Annotated in this window: 17 protein-coding genes; 11 read left to right on the top strand and 6 right to left on the bottom strand. The window is 27.3% G+C overall.

What is annotated here, in order from left to right; translation table 11 throughout:
* The first annotated feature begins 139 nt into the window (after window positions 1-139).
* The 3 genes from B3603_RS19070 to B3603_RS19060 are packed head-to-tail and all read left to right on the top strand — an operon-like array spanning window position 140 to window position 2,370.
* The gene (locus B3603_RS19070) at window positions 140-538 is read left to right on the top strand and encodes a GntR family transcriptional regulator (protein ID WP_291567894.1); all 399 of its coding nucleotides are present in this window, start codon (window positions 140-142) and stop codon (window positions 536-538) included.
* A complete protein-coding gene (locus B3603_RS19065) occupies window positions 522-1,406 on the top strand; it encodes an ABC transporter ATP-binding protein (RefSeq protein ID WP_291567880.1) in 885 nt (294 codons plus the stop codon). The genes B3603_RS19070 and B3603_RS19065 overlap by 17 nt, the downstream gene beginning before the upstream one ends.
* Window positions 1,396-2,370 carry a hypothetical protein gene (locus tag B3603_RS19060; RefSeq protein WP_291567878.1) on the top strand — a complete coding sequence of 325 codons (975 nt, stop codon included), beginning with the start codon at window positions 1,396-1,398 and terminating at the stop codon, window positions 2,368-2,370. The genes B3603_RS19065 and B3603_RS19060 overlap by 11 nt, the downstream gene beginning before the upstream one ends.
* A gap of 167 nt (window positions 2,371-2,537) precedes the next feature.
* Here the strand turns inward: B3603_RS19060 and B3603_RS19055 are convergent, their stop codons facing one another.
* The 4 genes from B3603_RS19055 to B3603_RS19040 form a co-directional block, all read right to left on the bottom strand.
* Complete coding sequence (locus tag B3603_RS19055) at window positions 2,538-3,533, bottom strand: hypothetical protein (protein WP_291567876.1); 996 nt, start codon at window positions 3,531-3,533, stop codon at window positions 2,538-2,540.
* A 303-nt stretch (window positions 3,534-3,836) separates the two neighbouring features.
* Entirely contained in the window at window positions 3,837-4,013 is a 177-nt protein-coding gene (locus B3603_RS19050; RefSeq protein ID WP_291567874.1) for an HTH domain-containing protein, read from the bottom strand.
* Window positions 4,014-4,663: 650 nt separating this feature from the next.
* Window positions 4,664-6,049 carry a radical SAM protein gene (locus B3603_RS19045; protein ID WP_291567872.1) on the bottom strand — a complete coding sequence of 462 codons (1,386 nt, stop codon included), beginning with the start codon at window positions 6,047-6,049 and terminating at the stop codon, window positions 4,664-4,666.
* 270 nt (window positions 6,050-6,319) lie between these two features.
* A complete protein-coding gene (locus tag B3603_RS19040; RefSeq protein ID WP_291567869.1) occupies window positions 6,320-7,126 on the bottom strand; it encodes a nitrilase-related carbon-nitrogen hydrolase in 807 nt (268 codons plus the stop codon).
* Window positions 7,127-7,684: 558 nt separating this feature from the next.
* Here B3603_RS19040 and B3603_RS19035 point away from each other — a divergent pair.
* The 4 genes from B3603_RS19035 to B3603_RS19020 all read left to right on the top strand — a co-directional run bounded on the left by B3603_RS19035 (window position 7,685) and on the right by B3603_RS19020 (window position 10,765).
* Window positions 7,685-8,521 (top strand): YihY/virulence factor BrkB family protein, encoded by an 837-nt coding sequence (locus tag B3603_RS19035; RefSeq protein ID WP_291567867.1) that lies wholly within the window; start codon window positions 7,685-7,687, stop codon window positions 8,519-8,521.
* A gap of 161 nt (window positions 8,522-8,682) precedes the next feature.
* Window positions 8,683-9,618 carry a type I phosphomannose isomerase catalytic subunit gene (locus B3603_RS19030; protein ID WP_291567865.1) on the top strand — a complete coding sequence of 312 codons (936 nt, stop codon included), beginning with the start codon at window positions 8,683-8,685 and terminating at the stop codon, window positions 9,616-9,618.
* A gap of 18 nt (window positions 9,619-9,636) precedes the next feature.
* Window positions 9,637-10,503, top strand: coding sequence for a UTP--glucose-1-phosphate uridylyltransferase GalU (gene galU / locus B3603_RS19025; RefSeq protein WP_291567863.1), 867 nt, complete (start codon window positions 9,637-9,639; stop codon window positions 10,501-10,503).
* Between the two features lie 76 nt (window positions 10,504-10,579).
* On the top strand, window positions 10,580-10,765 hold the full coding sequence (locus B3603_RS19020; protein WP_291567861.1) for a hypothetical protein: 186 nt from the start codon (window positions 10,580-10,582) through the stop codon (window positions 10,763-10,765).
* Between the two features lie 177 nt (window positions 10,766-10,942).
* On the opposite strand, the gene B3603_RS19015 is transcribed toward B3603_RS19020, so the two are convergent.
* A complete protein-coding gene (locus tag B3603_RS19015) occupies window positions 10,943-11,959 on the bottom strand; it encodes an LCP family protein (protein ID WP_291567859.1) in 1,017 nt (338 codons plus the stop codon).
* A gap of 248 nt (window positions 11,960-12,207) precedes the next feature.
* Between B3603_RS19015 and B3603_RS19010 the strand changes: the two genes are divergently transcribed.
* Complete coding sequence (locus B3603_RS19010) at window positions 12,208-14,265, top strand: PAS domain-containing sensor histidine kinase (protein ID WP_291567858.1); 2,058 nt, start codon at window positions 12,208-12,210, stop codon at window positions 14,263-14,265.
* Between the two features lie 1,262 nt (window positions 14,266-15,527).
* Window positions 15,528-15,869 carry a single-stranded DNA-binding protein gene (locus tag B3603_RS19005; RefSeq protein WP_291567856.1) on the top strand — a complete coding sequence of 114 codons (342 nt, stop codon included), beginning with the start codon at window positions 15,528-15,530 and terminating at the stop codon, window positions 15,867-15,869.
* Window positions 15,870-16,084: 215 nt separating this feature from the next.
* On the opposite strand, the gene B3603_RS19000 is transcribed toward B3603_RS19005, so the two are convergent.
* Window positions 16,085-18,637, bottom strand: a complete 2,553-nt coding sequence (locus tag B3603_RS19000; protein WP_291567855.1) for an FAD-dependent oxidoreductase — start codon at window positions 18,635-18,637, stop codon at window positions 16,085-16,087.
* Between the two features lie 341 nt (window positions 18,638-18,978).
* On the opposite strand from B3603_RS19000, the gene B3603_RS18995 reads away from it, so the two are divergent.
* Window positions 18,979-20,232, top strand: coding sequence for a GntP family permease (locus B3603_RS18995; protein WP_291567853.1), 1,254 nt, complete (start codon window positions 18,979-18,981; stop codon window positions 20,230-20,232).
* 17 nt (window positions 20,233-20,249) lie between these two features.
* The coding region (locus tag B3603_RS18990) for a glycerate kinase (RefSeq protein ID WP_291567851.1) at window positions 20,250-20,936 on the top strand (687 nt) is incomplete at its 3' end.

Genomic DNA, 20,936 nt, shown 5'->3' with positions numbered 1-20,936 from the left:
TAAATGTAGCTAACTCTTAATATAATTTATGCCTATATAATAAAAATTTATATTGACAAAAGATCATATTGATAATAATATGAATGTATTAAGTGTATTAGTTGATATAGTACACTTAATACAGAAAGGTGGTGAAATATTGATAAATATAGATAGTAGAAGCAATATCCCTATTTACGAACAAATAGTGAATGGAGTTAAAGAAAATATATTTAAAGGTATTCTTAAACCAGGAGATAAATTACCTTCAGTAAGAGAAATGGCTTCAATGATTACCACTAATCCCAACACAGTAAGTAAAGCTTATTCGGAACTTGAAAGAGAAAAGATAATAGAAACTATAAGAGGTAAAGGTACATATGTATCTTTAAGCTATAAGCCTAAAATAGATGAAGATAAAATAAAAACAATTAAGGAAAATTTAAAAAAGACTATACTAGAAGCTCACTATATGGGAATGGATAAAAAAGCGGTAATTGACATGCTAGAAAATATTTATAACGAATTTAGGGGGGATTTAAATGATAGAAATAAGTAACTTGTATAAGAATCTTGGCAATAAAGAAATTTTAAAAAATATAAATTTGAAGATTGAGAAGGGAAGTATATTTGGAATTATAGGTCCTAATGGTTCAGGAAAGACCACTTTAATTAACACTATAGTAGGAGCTTATAAAGCAGATAGTGGAAGTGTAGAGATGATGGGAGAACATATTTATGAGAACATTAATATGAAAGAAGAAATAGCTTTTGTGGAAGATGAAAATAGTATTTTTTCTAATTATAAAGTAAAAGATGTTATAAGTTTTTATTCAAGAGCTTATAAAAATTTTAATAAGGAAAGATTTAACACTTTAAATGATATTTTTAAGATAGATGAAAAATATAGAATTTCAAAACTTTCTAGAGGAATGAAAAAAATTCTCTTTATCATGATAGGTTTTAGTATAATGCCTAAGATAATAATTTTAGATGAACCTACTATAGGATTAGATCCATTGATAAAAAATCAGTTTATAAATTTAATTCTAGAGGAAGTAGCAGAAAGAAATACTACGATTTTAATTACATCTCATAATCTAGATGAACTAGAGAGAATTTGTGATTCAATAGCTATAATTAATAAAGGAGAAATTAAATATACAAGTTCTTTAGATAATATGAAGGAAAATATTAAAAAGCTTCAAGTTATGTTTAAAGAAGATACATTTTTAGATTTAGAATCATGGAGTGAAGTAATTAAGGTAAAAAGAATAGGTAGGGTTCATAGTATAGTGGTTAAAAACTACACTAAAGAATTAGAAGCAAGGCTGAATAAGTGTGGTGCTACTTATATTGAGGAAGTAAGCTTAGGTCTTGAGGAATTATTTATAGATACCATGGGAGGTGAAGGGCTTGATAAATAAATATTTTAACAAAGCAATATATTTCCAGGATATTAAAGCCTTAACTATATATTCAATGATTATTTTAATTATTGCTCCAAGGTCATTTTCTTCAAATGATCACTATAAAAATATAATAAGCCAACCAATGATAATACCCTTAGCAGCAATATATATAGCTATGATAGCTGCAGCTTTTGGATGGGACAAATTTAAAAATATGAGATTTCTGTCTGTCCTTCCTACATCAAAGCTTCAAATATTAATAACTAAGATTATAGCAGTATTAACTGCTATATGGATACCTTTAATATTTGATTATGCTATAAGATTATTAACATACTTTAATGATGTGGAAAAATATAAAGCAATTAATATAACATTTCATAATATAAATTTATTTCTTTTATCTCAGCTAACTCTAGCTTTTATAGTAGTAACTATAGCATTATTATTTCAAGGTTTAGTTGGAAATAGTATTTTAGCTTTAATTTTAAGTTTTGTATGGGTACCATATAGTGCAATTACTCCAATAATGCTTTCAGATTTGCTTTATAATAAAGTAAAGTTTATAAGTGAAATATTTGCATATTTATTTACTCGGCTACTAAGGTTTATAGAAATATTAATGTTGAAAGGCCCATTAAATAAATTTTCATTAAAGATTATATGTTTATTATTAATTATTATAGCAATGTGGATAGCAATTATATGGTTATTTAAGAAAAATACTGTAGAAGATTATGATAAGGCATTTACTGTTAAGTTTAGTGAAGTAGTATTTAAGCTTTGTACAGGAATATTTTTATCTATTATAGTAATGATTATTATAGCGATAATACTAACAGCAAGTAAAGGTAAAGGAAGTTATATTAATCTTTTAACAGAGAGCAATAAACTTGTAATAAACTTAATAGGAGTAATCGTATTACTGATTTCTTATAGAATTCAGGGAAGATTAATAAATAGATATAATAATAAATAACTTGTATGGAAATAATTTCTAGTTTCTTTTCTTAGGAGAAGAAATTAGAAATTTATTTTTTAAGCTAAGAAGTAGTTAAAAAATAAAAAAGAATAAAAGAGGGAAAAATCTCCCTCTTAGCTATATACTTAATTTAAATGTAGTATTAATAGATGAATTCATATGTCTTAATAAAATGATATTTCCATTTTATGATTTAAATCCTTTAAAATTTTTTCCCTCATTAATTTTAAAATACGTAACATATCACCGGTTTCAACGGTCTCATTATTATCACTTAAGAACTCTCTTATTTCTCTAGTATTTAATTTTCTATTTATAGTTATTTCATGTTTTACTATTCTTTCTGCTAGACCACTTAAATAAATAGTACGTCCTGTAAGTAAGGGCTTTTCCATTATATCCTTTAATACATCTAATCTACGCTTTAATCCTGCAACTTTCATTGGTTGAGGAGTAAGTTGATTTTTTTTAGGTCTTAATCGTATTAAATAGGGACTATTTATATCTAAAGTATAACTTTCATTTGTGCTACAAATATCTCCAAGATACTTATAGTATACATCTTCATTTATAGTTTGAAGAAGGGTATCTTTAGTATAATTAGAGATATTAATAATTTTATTTTTTAGATTGATTATTTTATTATCTAAATCAATTTGATGAGTTTTTAATGTAAGTAATTCAGAATATTCTTTTCCCATAACTCCTTCAAATAATAAAATAAATATTGCTTTATCACTTCCATTAATTAGTTTTCCAGATAGAACTTTTTTCAATTCATTTCGCGTACAATATCTATTTTTTAAGGCTTCACTAGATATGAGATTTCTAATTTCATCTGCTTTAATTGAAAAGTTCATAATACCTTTTTTTATGTTCATCTCTTCTGCATATTGTATGTATTTTTTTATAAGACTGTATTTAGAGGTAATAGAATTATAGGTTTTTGCGTTAAAATTTTTTAGTGTATTTTTAATTTCATCTTTAGTAAAGTCATATAAATCCTTTTTAAACACACGTTCTTCAAGCTCTAGTACATTTTTAAATATATTAATATACTGGAGTTTCATAGTATTACTATATTTTTTTTCAATTTCAGCAATAAAATGTTCTTTAAAATTACTATTTGCGTATTTTAAATTATCTTTTAAACTGGTCATCCATACAATACCCCTTTCATTATGTTGCCAATCATATGTAAACCAAATTATAATCAATTATACATTATAATAAAGGACTATTCTATATACTAAATTTAAAATCAATGTATATTTCACAGTATATTTCACAATTTATAATTGTGGAAAATTCTTCTTAATAGCAGAAGTCCTAGATAGATCTCTTTTTTAGTTATAGATTAGCTTCTTATGATAAAAACTAACAATGTAATTGCTAGTAAATAAAAAAAGGACTGATAATATAAAAATATTATCAGTCAACTAAAATAAAATTGTAGATTACAGCTACTTAGCTGCATAATAACATCTCTTTGGAGATTCTATTTTCTCTTCATCTTTTAATTTTTTTATTGCTTTATCAACGTCTTTTTTGTCTATTCCAGCTTTTTCTGCAATTTCTCCAGATTTCATAGGTTCTCCATTAGTTTTTAGAGTTTCTAAAACTTTTTCTAAAATATCCATATCTAAACCTCCAAACAATAATAATTATTATTTAATAATTATTTCAATAGTTATATTATAGCATGGATTTTTACAATATCAATATTGTTTTGATAAAATATGCCGAACTTTATTCAATTCACAATTTGCAATTATGGATATTTCTCAGCTACCACTGAGAAATTTACAATTATTTATCTGTAACGTTGAACAATGTTCTTCACATAACTAGCAATATAAGTACTAGTTAGAAACATATTCAAAGAAATTATTTTGCTAAAAAATAATTTCAACCTTAATTTTGAATTGTCAATTTTGAATTCTCCATTGGTGAAGCCACTGAGGTGCAGTATGCTAAGGAACTATATATGCAACATTAAACAATACTTTAATTACATTGCTTATCTCCTCAATACTAGCATAAAATTACTAGTATTACTCCGAACTATACTGCACCCTTTAGCAATTTAAAATTGATTAACCATATTGAAAAAAACTAGCAATTGGATTGCTAGTTAAAATATTTATTTTAAAGAAATTATTTTGCCTAAAAATAATTTCATCATTAATTGTCCATCGTCAATTCTCAATTACATAAGTGTAAGCTTAAATAATTTAATATCACAGTTCTATGATTGTATAGATTAAATTTATAATTGATGCCTATATTATTAGCCTTTAGACATATCATAATTTCCTGTGTTATTAAATTCTTCTTTAAAAGCTTTATTTGCATATGGCTCAAATTCTTCTGCTAATTTATCGAGCTTACTCATAAATTCACTATCTTTAATCATCATTTCTGCACTAGGATGAGTAGGTTTAGCACCAGTTAAAGCTACAATTTCTCTAATTTCTTTTGGATTGTCTATCATAGGACAAGGCAATAATAAATTTTTATTATAAGGATGTCTTTTTCTAAGCTCTTTAAAGTAATCATTTTTAAGTGCTTGTAGTAGAGGTTTATCCTTTACATTTTCCGTAGCAAAGTGAGAGAATATACAAGGTTCCAAATCTTCTTTAGAATTTATATGGCAGTAATACTTACCAGCAATACATCCACCTACGTAAGGTGCATCATTAAAGAAGTCAATAGGAAATATTTTTTTACTGCCCCTTATATTTCTAGTTCTTTCACCAAGTTTCAATCGCTGCTCTGGAGAAAGCATATACTTCATATCATTTAGTGGATTATCACCTATAGGCATAAACATAAAATACCATATCATTCTAGCACCTTTTTCTATAAGTATATCTATAAATTCTTCTGAAGTAACAGAATCTATATTATTGTTAGCTGTAGCCGCAGAAGCACCAAAAGGTATACCTTTTTCTTTTAATAAATCCATACCCTTCATTACAGAATTAAAGGTTCCAATGCCTCTTCTACTATCTGTACTAACTCTATCTCCCTCAAGAGAAAGCATAGGCATAACATTTCCAAGCTCGGCAAGTGTATCTACTAGTTTTTCATTAAATAAGCTTCCATTTGTAAATGGCATAAAATACATATCGTTGTACTTTCTATAAATATCTATCATATATTCATTGAAGAAAGGTTCGCCACCTAGAACAACTATATAATATATTCCAAGATCTCTAGCTTCTTTAATTAGTCTATCAACTTCTTCAAAAGGAATATCATCTTTTTTACTGTAATTAGCAGCGTAACAACCTGTACACTTTAAATTACACCTCATAGAAGGACTAATTAAAATTGTAAAAGGAATTTTAGTATTGTTATCTTCACCTAAAGATTCTCTTTTAGGAACACCGTACCAAAGAGCATTTCCTACCATATTAGTAAAGAATTTTTTTAAACAGTTTTTATTAGTATTTTCTAAAATATCTACCATAAATTCTTGAATTTGTGGAGAGGTGGAATACATATCATAAACATCTTCTACTATTTTTTTACTAAATTCGTCTCTAGCTGCTTTTTTAACTATACCAAATAGTTTATCAATATTTTTTTCAGGATTTTTATCCAATAGTTTTATTGCAGTTTTACAAACTGTCTCCTTTGCTTTTCTTTCAAAATTATCCTTAAATTCCATTACATATACCCCCTAAGGAAATAATATTATTATATTTTTAAAATATTAGATTAAATATGTATAACCATAATTTAAGTAAATACTAATATTTATGACCGAAAGTCATTTTTAAAGACTAACTTGTATTTTATATTAAGTATATGATTGAAATGTAAGAATAATTAGTAATAAAATTTTTAATGTATGATATAAATCTAATACCAAATACTTATAAAAAATAAAAATGAAGAATTGATTTGCGGATCAACTCTTCATTTTTAATTCTTATACTTAATCTTTTAGTGTTTCTTTAAATAATTTATAGTATAATTCTTCTTTTCTATCATTTTTTAATTTAAAATTTTCTCTTACTTCATTAACCAATTTTTTATCAATTTCTCCTATTAACAGTCCTTCTATGTCTTTAAGATTACATAATTCTCTTCCAAGGGGATCCACTATCATGGACCAACCATTATAGATTAATCCATTTCCTTCTCCTACACGATTTATTCCTGCAATATAGCATTGAGCTTCAATAGCCCTTGCTTTAAGTAATATCTTAAAATGTTCTATTCGGCTTTCAGGCCAATTAGCTGCTACTGTGATGAGATGAGAATTTTTAGAAGCTATTTGAAAAATTTCAGGAAATCTTAAATCATAGCAAATAAAAGGTGAAATAGTTATATCATCTATATTACATGTATTTATTCTTTCTCCACTTATATAATGAAAACTTTCTTCACCAAAAGAGAAAGGATGAATTTTACTATAACTAGTTAATAGTTCACCATTGTTTGAAATTATTGAATAAATATTTTTCCCCATAATTTTATTCTCTAATAATACTTTTTCAATATGACCAAAACCAATGGCGATATTATATTTTTTTGCAAAAAGTTTCATTCTTTTTACAGAGAAATTATCATCTTCTCCTAATTTTTCTGTATTCATTGTAAAACCTGTTAAAGTCATTTCAGGAAAAAGAATTAAATCTACAGATTTAGCTTTTCCTTCAGATATAAAAGTTTCGCATAATCTTAAATTTTTTTCTTTTTCTTCCCAAGCCATATTAATTTGTGCTAAGGCTAATCTCATATAAATCTCTCCCTTTAAAAATTAACAACTAAAACTTATATATACTGGTTATAAAATTAATATATATGTAAAATATTTATGGTTTTAGTATTACAATTAAAACTGTTGAATTCACAATTCATAATGTAAAATTCACAATTGTGGATATTTCTCAGCAGAAGCTGAGAAATTTAAAATTGATTTATTTTAAAGTGATATAGTTAGTTTTTATGATAAAAGTTAGGAGTTGTATTACTATTAAAAAATCTATTAAAGAAATTAGTTTAATTAAACTAATTTTAACCTTAATTGTGCATTGTGAATTTTGAATTGTGCATTATTTTAAGTTGTCAATTGAAATATTTAATGGCGTAGTTAATTAGTTATAAATTAACTTTTTAGATAGTTTATTTATAAGTCACCACACTATTCTATCCAAGAGTATTATAAAAATGTCTTTATTATACTATAAGAATAATTTAGGAATGTTATAATAAAAATATATTATAGTATCATTATATTATAAGGACTTAATTTATTTAATGGTTTTAGACAGCTTTTCTAGATAAGGAGTGTGTTATGTGTATAACTAATTATATAATCAAAATGATTTTAAAGTATAAGCAGCATAATGTATCGGCTTTGGCTTCTCAATTAGCCTACGATATGCTACTTTCCTTTTTTCCCTTTTTAATATTTTTACTAACACTTTTAGGACATAGCTCACTTGATGCTAATAATGTTTTAGTGGCACTTCAAACCATAATGCCTACAGAGGCATATGTATTGGTTGAAAATACAGTAAAACAAGTATTACTAACAAGAAATAGTGAATTATTATCTTTTTCACTTATATTTACCCTATATACTGCATCTAGAGCTTTTAGGGCTATAATATATGGGCTAAATAGAGCTTATGAGGAAAAAGAAACTAGAAGTTATTTTAAAATACTTTTGATTTCAGTAATCTTTATGATTGGACTAGTATTTGTAATTATATTTATATTGAGCTTTTTAGTTTTTGGTCAAATGATAAGTGATGCAATTAAGAAGTGGTTAGGCATAGAATTGGCCTTATTTAATTATGTCCATCTGCTCAGATATCCATTTTCATTAGTGTCTATGACTTTTGTTTTTGCGGCTATATATCATTTTATTCCTTGCAGAAAATTAAAATGGATAGAAGTTTTGCCGGGAGCAATTTTCACTACTATAGGATGGATAATTTCAAGTTTAGGGTTTTCCTACTATGTAAATAACTTTAATAACTATTCAGCTATTTATGGTAGCATAGGAGTTATTATAGTTTTAATGATATGGCTTTATATAACTTCTATAATAATTTTATTAGGTGGAGAATTAAATGCTATTTTAAGTCATGAAAAAGAACTAAAAAGAAAACTGTCTATCAAGTAATTTTATATTTTATAAGGGAATATATTATTAATAGGCTATCAAATCATATGATTTGATAGCCTATTTAAATTATTAAATTGATAAATATCCATAATTATTGTGCTAATAATAAAATCTTTAAGCTAGTTTTATAGTTGTAAGCAATTTATAAGGGGGAGGGCATGTATCCATTAAAATTCAAGCCTGTTTACTTTGAAAAGATATGGGGAGGACGTGGACTGGAAAAGTTTAAAAAAGATCTTCCTAGAGGAAATATAGGTGAAAGTTGGGAGCTATCTTGTCATAAAAATGGATTAAGTATAATAGAAAATGGAATTTATAAAGGAAGAACTTTAAAAGAGATTATAGAAATTGAAGGAGAGAAGCTGTTAGGAGGAAATATAGATTTAGAAAATTTTCCTATACTTATAAAATTTATAAGTGCAGAAGATAATTTATCTATACAAGTACATCCTAATAATGAATACGCTAGAGCTGTAGAAAATGAAAATGGTAAGTCAGAGTTATGGTATATACTTAAAGCAGAGGAAGGTTCTAATATAATTCTTGGAAATAGAGCTTGTAGTAAAGAGGAATTTAAAAGTGGAGTAATTAGTGGAGATCTGGAAAAATATTTAAATATAATTAAAGTAAAAGAGGGAGAGGCTTACTATGTCAATGCTGGATTGCTTCATGCTATAGGAAATGGAATAGTACTAGTGGAAATTCAGCAAAGTAGTGATGTAACATATAGGGTTTATGATTATAATAGGGGAAGGGAAATTCATGTAAATAAGGCTTTAGATGTAATAAATTTAGACATAGTAGGAGAGCGGTTAAAAGAAAGTAAAGAAAATTTTAAAGGATATAATAAAATTAATTATGGGGATATGGAGTATTTTTCTGTGGAAAAATATGAAATAAATAATATTTTAGAACAGGAAAGTTGTGAGGAAAGCTTTTATGTATACATTTGTATAGAAGGAAAAGGCGTTGTAGCTTATAATAATAGTGAAGAGTGGCTGAATAGTGGAGAAGTTGTATTAATACCAGCTACTTTAGGGAAATACTATATAAGTGGTGATTTAACAATTCTTAAAATAATCATGAATGTATAGATTTAGGAGGAGTTATATATGAAAGTTAAAAAAGCTATTATTCCAGCAGCAGGACTAGGAACTAGGTTTTTGCCTGCAACTAAGGCAATGCCAAAAGAGATGTTACCTATAGTTGATAAACCTACAATTCAATATATTATAGAGGAAGCAGTGGAAGCTGGAATTGAAGAAATACTTATAATAACAGGACACAATAAAAAGTCTATTGAAGATCACTTTGATAGAGCTGTTGAGTTAGAGTTGAACTTAAAAAATAGTGGCAAAGAAGATTTGTTAAAATTAGTAAATGATATAACAAATTTAGTAAACATATATTATGTAAGGCAAAAAGAACCTAAGGGGTTAGGTCATGCTATTTCTTGTGCTAAAATCTTTGCTAAGAATGAGCCTTTTGCAGTGCTTTTAGGAGATGATGTAGTAGATAGTAAAACTCCTTGTTTAAAGCAGCTTATAGATGAATATGAAAAATATAATTGTACAATATTGGGAGTACAACAAGTAAATAAAGAAGATACTAATAAATATGGTATAGTTAAGGGAATAAAGCTTTCTGATAGACTTTATAAAGTAGAGGATTTAATTGAAAAGCCTAAAGTGGAGGAAGCACCTTCTAATGTGGCTATATTGGGAAGATATATAATAAACCCAACTATATTTGAAATCTTAGAAAATACGAAACCAGGTAAGGGTGGGGAAATTCAGTTAACAGATGCACTAAAAACTCTTATATCTAAAGAAGATATGTATGCCTATATTTTTGACGGAAGAAGGTATGACGTAGGTGATAAACTAGGATTTTTACAAGCTACAGTAGAATATGCACTAAAAAGAGAAGAATTAAGAGAAAATTTTATGGATTATTTAAAAAGTATAGTTAAATCATAGTCATAAAATTACCCCATAAGCAATAATATTTTATAGAAAAGAAAATAAACTATAAAAGTAAAGTGGGGGAATTAAAATGGGAAAACAATATCGTGGAAAAGCATTATGGAAATTACCATCTAGAGGTAGAGGAACTTGTCCTATATGCAAAGCTGAAAGAATAAAAGTTTTATATGATATAACTTTAGAAGACGGAAGCAAAATAAAAGTTTGTAAGAGATGTCAACATAAAAAAGTTGACACATTGCCAATAGTTAATTGATACTAGATAATTATCATTAGAATTGAAAGTTTAAAATTGTATTAAAGTGTTAATAATAACAATTTAATATTTGCTAATTATATATTAATAAAACCGTAACTTTTAGCTACGGTTTTATTAATTGAAGAGAAAATTAAATGATGAGTTTAAAAAGTGTGACAATTTGTCACACTTTTTTTAGAATAATGGATCCTTAGGTTTTGGTGCTATATCAAAGAATAAGTAATCAATCATTTGATTTACAGTTTCTTCTTCATCAAATTTTAAATACCATACATCATCAATAATCTCAGATTTGCAATATCCATCCACTGGAAAACGCTGTTGCTCTAAGGCTATGCCAGATTTAAGTACAGAAGTTCCTAAAGACATCATTTCTGTTTTTGTTAAGCTTGTAGTAAGCATAGGTGCAATACTAGAGATAGTTTTTGGAAGTTGTGCTACATCAGACTTTAATGCTTTATTTAAAGTGGTTTCTAAAACTTTTCTTTGTCTTTGTGTTCTAGCAAAATCTCCGTCATCTAAGGCTCTAATTCTACTATAAGATAAGGCTTGCATACCACTTAATTTAACTTTTCCAGATCCATACAAAGTATCTACTTGTTTACCTGTAATTTGAGAAGCATCACTTTGATATTTATTTATTAGATCTGCTTCTTCAGCTGTTACTTCAAGTTCAATACCTCCGAAATAATCTATTACGTCAACTACTGATTCAAAATTAACTGCTACATAATCCGATATGTCTGTACCAAAGTTTTGATTGATAGTCTTAATAGCTAATAATGGTCCACCATAAGCATAAGCATGATTTAGTTTATCATATCCACGATTTTCTATGTTCACATAGGAATCTCTCATTAAAGAAGTAAGTTTAAGCTTATTATGCTTTGTATCTACAGTAAGTATCATAATAGCATCTGAACGACCTTTATCTTCTGTAGACCTACTATCAATACCAAATATTGCTATATTAGTAATGCCTTCAGTATGATCAATGTTACCGTCGCTATCATTATTCTTAGGTTTAATTTTTTCAGTATTTATTCCAAGTTCTTTTTTGTCATTGGTAAAGTCTACTGTTTTAATTTTATCTAATAATGAATAACTATAAACATAAACTGCACCTAAACACAGTAATAAAACAGATAAAGTTATAAATATTATTTTCTTAATACTCTTATTTTTTTTCATAATATAAACTCCTACTTTTATTATTATATTTTTATATTACTACAAATTTGAATCTAAAAATTATTTTTTTAAAATATCGATACTATAATTATAATACAAATTTCGATAAACAGCGAAAAAAATGTTGAAAAATAGATAAAAATTTTTCTAAGTACATTGTTAATTTTATTGTAAAATATAATATGTTATAAAAATATGATATTTCATAGTCGTAATATAATTAAATACTATGTGGGGGCCGAGAGGATATGGTTTTAACAGAAAGCAAAGATATAGAGTTATTTGAGTTCTTATCAGAAGCTGTAATAATTTTAGGTGAGAATGACAAGCTTTTATATTGCAATACAATAGCTAGCAACTTAATAGGATACAATAACTTTGTAGATATAGAAAAGCAGTTGCTATATGAAGTTATGACTATTGATAGTAGTGACGGAATAGTTATAGATTACGGTACCTTAAGAAAAAACAATATTTTAAATAAGGTCACAAAAAATATAATCTTTGAATCAGGAGAAAAGGGAAAGTTTAGTATTATATCTAGGAATATTAAGTATAATGAAGAAAATGCTTTTATAATAATTATGCAGAAAATTTCATCAATAGAAGAGGAACAGTATAATAGTAAAACATACATAAACTCTATAAATAAGGTAATAAAAGAGGATGAAAAGCTTCAACATATTTATAAAAGTAAAGAAGATATAGAGAATTTAGGAAAAAGTTGCAGTTCATTAAACTGCGATATGATGAGAAAAATTTTGGTATATTCTCCAAATATAATTATCATTAAAAAGGATGAAGAAATTATTTTTGCAAATAAAGAAGCACAGCATTTTTTAAATGTAAACAGTGAAGAAGAGATAATAGGTAAAAAATTTTACGACTTAATAACCTTTGATTCGACATTAAAATTAGATTATAGAAGTATTTTTTCTGAACTTAATCATTCAAAGAGTCAGCTTCCGATATCACAAGTTAAGCTTAAAACTTATGATGGCAAAGAAGTATATGGAGATATATTTTCAATGTCCTTCTTTGAGAATGATGAAGAATTTAGTGTGTTAATAGCTAAAGACATAAGCAAAAGGGTTCATATGGAAGAAAAGCTTATAAAAAATGAGGAATATTATAAAAGGTTATTAGCATTTTTACCTTACGGAGTAGCTATTCTCAATAATGGAAAAATTACGTTTGTTAATGAATCACTCGTAAATATGCTTAATGAAAAATCTATGAATGACGTGATAAATAGTAATGCTTCCAAATATATACCAGATGAGTATAAGCATTTAATGTATGAAATGGGAGATCATATATTTAATGAATTAAAACAGATAGAATTTAGACAATTAAGTTTAATGAGAGCTGATGGAACTGAATTAGAGGTAGAAGTAGGGGCATCGCCTTTTATATTCGAAGACAGCTTATCTGCTATTATAGTTATTTATGATGTTACAGAAAGAAAGAATGCACAAAGAGATAAATATAAGCTAGAGCAAGCTTTAAAATATGATAGACTTAAAACTGAATTTATAGCTAATGTTTCTCATGAATTAAAAACACCTTTAAATATCATATTAAGTGTTGTGCAATTGCTTCAGCATAAGCATAGGGAAAACGGTTTAGTTGGAGAGGAATCAACAACTAAGAGATATTTATCTGTAATGAAGCAAAATTGTTATAGGTTATTAAGACTTATAAATAACTTAATAGATATTACTAGAATAGAAGTTGGATATCTAAAAATGGGTTTTGGAAACTATGACATAGTGAAAGTAGTTGAGGATATTACTATGTCAACAGTAGATTATATTGAAAGCAAGGGTTTAAGTTTAATTTTTGATACAGATATAGAAGAAAAAATAATTGGAATAGATAGAGAAAATATGGAAAGAGTCATATTGAATTTGTTATCTAACGCTATTAAATTTTCTAAAGAATGTGGGCATATATGGGTAAGTATTTATGATAAGGGAGAAACTATAGAAATATCTGTAAAAGATGATGGAATAGGTATTTCAGAAGAAATGCAGGAGAGTATATTTGAAAGATTTGTTCAAAGTGATCCATTATTTACAAGAAACCATGAAGGAAGTGGCATAGGATTATCATTGGTAAAATCAATTGTTGAGGCTCATGGTGGACAAGTTTCTGTTAAAAGCAAAGAAGGACATGGTAGTGAATTTATAGTAGAACTTCCAAATATATTGTCCAAAAAACAGCCTAAAATTATTGAACATAATTGTGCTCATGATTATAACGTAGAAAAAATTCAAATAGAATTTTCAGATATATATAGTTAAAGACACCATATATCTTTAACCTAAATCTAATGTATATATCAAAATAAACGTCATTTTTTAGTATTTTAGTTGGAACTATTAAATTCACAATGCACAGTTTACAATTCACAATTATGGATATTTCTTAGCAAAAGCTGAGAAATTTAAAATTATTTATTTTTGAAGTGATATAATCAATTCTTATAGAGAGGTGGCAATACATTGTTAGAAAAAATAGTCTAAGAAATTAATTCATAAAGAATTAATTTCAACCATAATTGTGAATTTTACATTATAAATTATGAATTGAAGAAAGGTATTAATTAAAATATTTTTACATTATAAACACATAACTACAGTTTAAATAAAAATTCTATAAATAATTAAAAAAAGTTTTAAATAAGTATTGACATTGATAATCATTATCATATATAATTTAACCATAGAGATTATCTTGATGTTTAAAAAGTTAATAAAGTTAATTATTAACTGAATTAAATAGGTGAATTTAGTGTACGCCATAACCACTAAGTTTACCCCCTAAATAGGAATACAAACAAGTTCTTTAAACACTAATTCAAAAATTGTTATATGTTCAAAGTTAAACCCATAATTAAAACCCTATACTTTTTAAAATATAAAGGAACTTGTTTGTATTAAAATATTTAGAATATCTTATAAGATGATTTAGCAATTCTTCCCAAATCGTTAATCGTGAATTTAGCTTTATACTTAATAGAGATTCTAAAAATTAATTAACTGTAAAGATAATACCTAATAAATCTTTAAAAAACATGATAAAATATTTGTTACGAATAAAAAAGCCTTCTCAGTGAAGGCTTTTTTGTTGGCAAAAAACGAGTTGTAATACAATTAAGAATTCAGTAATATAATTTGTTGTCATATACATATCCACTTCTTAAGATAACTGATTAGGTATCTCCAAAAAATAACTAGTTAGTATACTAGTCCAGCATAATTTGTTCACAACTTCACCTATTAACATATTATACTTTCTTATCTCATACAAAATATCCCTTCTATCTTTAGCTAGTTATTTTATTTCAGACGCCTTATATAAAATATATAGTCATAATCAATATCATATTATTCAATAAATGCTAAAAAATAAAAAAATATTTTTCTAAACTATAGATAAGAAAATTTAATTTTAATTAATATATTAATAATGTTTATAAAGATAAAATATGGATATAATTTTAGAAAAATGAGAAATACTTAATGAAAATTCATTTAGTATTAAAGTAAGTTGGAGGGAAATTATGAATAGGATTGTTTTAGTTGGAAGAATAACCAAAAAACCAGAAATAAAAGCTCTGGATGAAAATAGCAAGGTTTTCACTAGAATTATGCTAGCAGTGGATAGACCATATAAAACTGCGTCTGGAGAAAAACAAGTAGATTTTATTCCAATAGTATTATGGGGTAAAAAAGCTGAAATTGTTTGCGAATACTTAGATAAAAATAGTATGATAAGTGTAACTGGAAGGCTTCAAACTAGAGTTTTTGAAAATCATGAAGGACAAAGAAAATTTATATCTGAAGTTATTGCAGATGAGTTCCAATTTATGAGTTACAAAAAACAAAATGAAAATATAGGATAAAAGAAGAAAATAGTACTAAAGCTTTATTAAATAATGATAAGTATTTAATAAAGTATAAGAGTTTTTTGTAAAATGCCCTTAATAATTACACAAATAGATATTTTTATATGTTAACTGTAATTTAAAAAGGCAGTGATATTGTCGCTGCCTTTTTAAATTGTATGAAATAAAATAACTAGTCAATATATATACTGACTAGTTATTTTTGAATATACCTAATATATGTTTTCTTGCAATATTTCTTTTAGAGCCATATAATTTTCAATAGCATTTAGTAGTTTAACAGATTTACTTGTATCTCCCATTAATATTCCACCAATTACTATATCATCTTTAAAAAATAATTTTTTATAAGTTTTATTTTTTGTATCCTTAAGTTCTAAAGCTTTACCTTCAGTTTGAGAGATTGTTCCACAAGAGAAAATTTCTATATTCATAGCATTAAAACTAATTGGGCTTTGGAAACCAACAAAATTTTTATTATCTCCTACTGCATTAGCTCCAGCAGTTTTCCCCATTTCTATAGCAGCAGGCCAGTTTCCATAAACTATTCCGTTAATTTCTGCTATATCTCCACAAGCATAAATATCCTTAATAGATGTTTCCATTTTTTCATTAACTATTATTCCTCTGTTTAATTTGATGTCTGTACCTTCTGCAATAGTTTTATTAGGTACAATACCTACAGAGAATAGAACCATATCTGCTTCAATTTCTTCACCATTATTTAACTTCACAATCTTTTTATTATTTCTATCTTCTATTACTTCAGCAGCAGCACCTAAAACCACATTAACTCCAGAGTTAATTACTGCTTCCTCTAATATAATACTACCTTGAGTATCTAGTTGCTTTGTTAGCAGATGTTTTGCAAATTCTACCACTGTTACTTCTTTATTATCTCGTTTAAATTCCCAAGCTGCTTCAAGTCCTAATAATCCTCCACCTATTACAACAATTTTGTTGGAACTAGTTAATTTATTCTTAATAGTATTAAGGTCATCTAATCCTCTTAATGTGAATACATTAGATGTATCGGCGCCTTTAACAGGAGGAATAAAGTTTTTACTACCATTAGCTATAATTAACTTATCATATTTTATAATAGCATTATCACTAGTTAATACAGTTTTTTCATTAGGATTAATTTTTTCTACTTTAGTATTTAATGTTAATTTTATATTATTTTCTGAATACCATTCATATGGAGAAATATAAAAATCTTTATCATCAAGTACATCTACAATTCCATCTGAAAGAGCAGGTCTATAATAGGTTAGATATGGTTCAGAAGAAATTATTTCGATATCACAAATCACATTTCTTTTTCTTATAGCTTCAGCAGCGTAGTATCCTGCAATACCATTTCCAACTACTACATATTTATCATTGCTTTCTGATTTAAAAGTGATTAGCTCTTCAGTAACTTCAACAAATTGTTCAGAATTAGCTCCACATACAGGACAAATTTCTGGTGCAGTATCTCCTTCGAAAATTTCTCCACAAATTACGCATTTCCAACGTTTTTTGCTAGTAGGTCTACTATTCTTAACACCTTTTTTTATATTTTCTTGAATTCTTGCTGCAAAACTTTCACCAAAACTATAAGCTTTAGTTAAATCTTCATCAGTGGGTTTAAAAGATGCCCTAAGTGGCGGTAAGGTATTTAGTCTTAATTGTTTAATTCTCTCCATGACATTAGGAACACCTTCTCCACTCCATCCATATGAACCGAATGCAGAAGCTATTTTTCCGCCATGAACTAGAGGATTTAATGAAACTAATACATCCCAAATTGGTTTTAGTGCATCTCCATTTATAGTTGGGGTACCAAATAATACTCCTTGAGAAATATTTATTTTATCTAATATTTCATTGATATCATGATGAATTACATCAAAAGTGTGGACATTAAAACTTCCAGAAGCTTCAATTGCCTTCTTAATTTCTATAGCTAAACTTTCTGTGTATCCATAAGCAGAAACATAGCAAATAGTTACATCAAGCTTGTCATTCCCAGCTTTAATTTCTTCGCTCCATATTTTATAAAGATTGACTATTTTTAATGGTTCATCTCTAAGTATAGGTCCATGTCCAGGACAAATCATATCTATTTTTAGGCCTTTAATTTTGCCAATAGCAGATAATACGTGACTTTTAAAAGGTCCCATAATTACATCAAAATAATATTTTAAAGCTTCAAGATAGTCATTATTATTTTGATTTAAATCATTAAAAACTTCTGGATTACAATAATGACAGCCAAAAGAGTCACAGGTTATTAATAATTTATCTTCTTCTACATAAGTATATATGGTATCTGGCCAATGTAAGAATGGAGCGGAAATAAATTTTAAAGTTTTATTTCCAAGATTCAAAGAGGCACCATCTCCCACAGTAATTGAATCAAAATTTCTATGAGCTATGTTTTTTAAAAAGTTTAAAGCAGCAGGACTTCCTACAACTTTGGCATTTTTGGCTATTTCTAATAGTTTAGCAACACTTCCAGCATGGTCAGGCTCAGTATGACTTATAACTATATAATCTAGTTTTTCTACATCTACATTTAAAGATTTTAATCTTTCAAGGTACTCATCGAAAAATTTAATTTTAACTGTATCAAATACAGCTGTCTTTTCACTGCCTTTAACAACATAAGAGTTGTATGTTGTACCGAAAGGAGTGTACATAACTACGTCAAAAATTCTAAGATCAGGATCTAATGCTCCAACCCAATAAATATCATTTTTTACTTCTAAGGCTTTCATAAACATATCTCTCCTTACATTTATTACACTATTATAAATATACATGTATTTAAACGATTACTACTTGTGCTATATATTTAAGAAAATTGTTGTTAGTAAATATTATAAATAAATTGAGAATATTTAATTATATTATATAACTATTTGTTAATAATTAATAGTATTTAAGTATTTTTTAAATACTATTAATTATTAAGAAAAATATACAGATTGACAATGTCCTATAGCAAAATGCTAAAATATTATTTTAGAAAGGAAGTGAAGAATCTGGTTTTTGAGAGAATTTTATTAATCTCTATAGTTTTTAAAATTAATTTAATATTTAAAAATCAGATATATTTATGGAAATAACAATTTCAACCATAGGTGCATTAATTGCATTAACGATTTCGATATTTCTTATATTTAAAAAGCTTCATCCTGCCTATAGTTTAATGTTAGGAGCTATAATAGGTGGCTTATTAGGAGGAGGAGGCCTAGAAGGAACTACTAATCTTATGATTGATGGAGCAAAAAATATAATGCCAGCAGTACTTAGAATTATATCCGCAGGAGTTTTAGCAGGAGTACTTATAGAATCGGGAGCAGCTGTTAAAATATCAGAAACCATAGTACAGACTATAGGAGATAAAAATGCCCTTATAGCATTATCTATTGCAACCTTAGTATTAACTGCTGTGGGAGTTTTTATTGATGTTGCAGTTATAACTGTAGCACCAATTGCACTATCCATTGGTGCTAGAAGTGGTTTTTCAAAACCATCTATATTACTTGCTATGATAGGTGGAGGAAAAGCAGGAAATATAATATCACCAAATCCCAATACTATCTCAGTATCACAAAATTTAGGAGTACCTTTGACATCAGTTATAACTTCAGGGATAATTCCTGCAATAGCTGGATTTATTGTAACTTGTATATTAGCGAGAATACTAATAAACAAAGGAAGTAAAATAGCATCTTCAGAAGGAAAAGATAGAGATGGTAGTATGCCTAGTTTCTTTTCAGCTATCATAGGTCCATTAATATCAATATTTTTACTTGCGTTAAGACCTATAATGAATATATCCATTGACCCACTCATAGCGTTACCATTTGGAGCAATATTAGGAACGATAGTTATGGGTAAAACAAAGCAATTAAAACTTTATGCAGCTAGGGGATTAGAAAAGATGAGCTCTGTTGCAATACTTCTTATAGGAACAGGGGCGTTAGCTGGAATAATAGCTAATTCGCAGCTAAAAGACTCCATAATAGGTATAGTAGATACACTAGGACTGCCAGCTTTTTTATTAGCGCCTATAGCAGGAATATTAATGTCTGGTGCTACAGCATCAACTACTTCAGGAGCAACAGTGGCATCTTCTGTGTTTGGGTCTACTTTAATTAACTTAGGAATTAAACCACTAAATAGCGCGGCTATGATTCATAGTGGAGCTACAGTATTAGACCATCTTCCACATGGGAGTTTTTTTCATGCAACTGCAGGAAGTGTATTTATGGATACCAATGAAAGATTTACTTTAATTGCATATGAAAGTATTATAGGACTTATAATGACTATTGTTTCTACAATTATTTATGGAATATTATAGAATTTGGAGGATGTTTTATGACTTTAAAATTTGTTTTAGCTCCAGATTCCTTTAAAGAAAGTATGAGCTCAAAGGAAGCCTGCGATGCTATGGAAAGAGGTATTAAAAAAGTTATAAATGATGTAGAGTGTATAAAGGTACCTATGGCAGATGGAGGAGAAGGTACATTAGAAGCATTAATAGAAGCTACAAATGGTGAAATTTATGATGTAGAAGTGATGTCACCACTAATGGAAAAAATTACGGCTCAGTTTGGTATATTAGGAAATAGCAATACAGCAATTATTGAGATGGCAAGTGCTAGTGGTATTATGCTTGTGACTAAGGAAAAAAGAAATCCTCTAATTACAACTACCTATGGTACAGGGCAACTTATTAAAGCAGCATTAGATAAAGGAGTTAATCATTTAATTATTGGAATTGGTGGCAGTGCAACTAACGATGGTGGTGCAGGAATGATCACAGCATTGGGAGCAAAACTTTTAGATGATAATGGAAGGGAATTAGATGTAGGCGGAGGAGAACTTTATAAACTTCATAAGATAGATATTTCTAATCTTGATTCTAGAATTAAAGATTTAACTGTAGAAATAGCTTGTGATGTAAAAAATCCTCTTATAGGTCCCAAAGGTGCATCCCAGGTATTTGGCCCTCAAAAAGGTGCCACAAAGGAAATGGTTGAAATTTTAGATAGATCATTGGAG

The sequence above is a fragment of the Clostridium sp. UBA2485 genome, assembly GCF_002341865.1.
Taxonomy (GTDB): domain Bacteria; phylum Bacillota; class Clostridia; order Clostridiales; family Clostridiaceae; genus Clostridium_J.
The sequence above is the reverse complement of the archived record's forward strand: the minus strand, read 5'-3'. Positions and strand labels throughout refer to the sequence as shown.

What these genes read in the sequence shown, in the direction of transcription:
- B3603_RS19050 (WP_291567874.1), bottom strand. Translation starts at nt 4,013, where the DNA reads ATGGATATTTTAGAAAAAGTTTTAGAAACTCTAAAAACTAATGGAGAA.
- B3603_RS19040 (WP_291567869.1), bottom strand. Translation starts at nt 7,126, where the DNA reads ATGAGATTAGCCTTAGCACAAATTAATATGGCTTGGGAAGAAAAAGAA.
- B3603_RS19010 (WP_291567858.1), top strand. Translation starts at nt 12,208, where the DNA reads ATGGTTTTAACAGAAAGCAAAGATATAGAGTTATTTGAGTTCTTATCA.
- B3603_RS19005 (WP_291567856.1), top strand. Translation starts at nt 15,528, where the DNA reads ATGAATAGGATTGTTTTAGTTGGAAGAATAACCAAAAAACCAGAAATA.
- galU (WP_291567863.1), top strand. Translation starts at nt 9,637, where the DNA reads ATGAAAGTTAAAAAAGCTATTATTCCAGCAGCAGGACTAGGAACTAGG.
- B3603_RS19020 (WP_291567861.1), top strand. Translation starts at nt 10,580, where the DNA reads ATGGGAAAACAATATCGTGGAAAAGCATTATGGAAATTACCATCTAGA.
- B3603_RS18995 (WP_291567853.1), top strand. Translation starts at nt 18,979, where the DNA reads ATGGAAATAACAATTTCAACCATAGGTGCATTAATTGCATTAACGATT.
- B3603_RS19035 (WP_291567867.1), top strand. Translation starts at nt 7,685, where the DNA reads ATGTGTATAACTAATTATATAATCAAAATGATTTTAAAGTATAAGCAG.
- B3603_RS19065 (WP_291567880.1), top strand. Translation starts at nt 522, where the DNA reads ATGATAGAAATAAGTAACTTGTATAAGAATCTTGGCAATAAAGAAATT.
- B3603_RS19030 (WP_291567865.1), top strand. Translation starts at nt 8,683, where the DNA reads ATGTATCCATTAAAATTCAAGCCTGTTTACTTTGAAAAGATATGGGGA.
- B3603_RS19000 (WP_291567855.1), bottom strand. Translation starts at nt 18,637, where the DNA reads ATGAAAGCCTTAGAAGTAAAAAATGATATTTATTGGGTTGGAGCATTA.
- B3603_RS19015 (WP_291567859.1), bottom strand. Translation starts at nt 11,959, where the DNA reads ATGAAAAAAAATAAGAGTATTAAGAAAATAATATTTATAACTTTATCT.
- B3603_RS19045 (WP_291567872.1), bottom strand. Translation starts at nt 6,049, where the DNA reads ATGGAATTTAAGGATAATTTTGAAAGAAAAGCAAAGGAGACAGTTTGT.
- B3603_RS19055 (WP_291567876.1), bottom strand. Translation starts at nt 3,533, where the DNA reads ATGACCAGTTTAAAAGATAATTTAAAATACGCAAATAGTAATTTTAAA.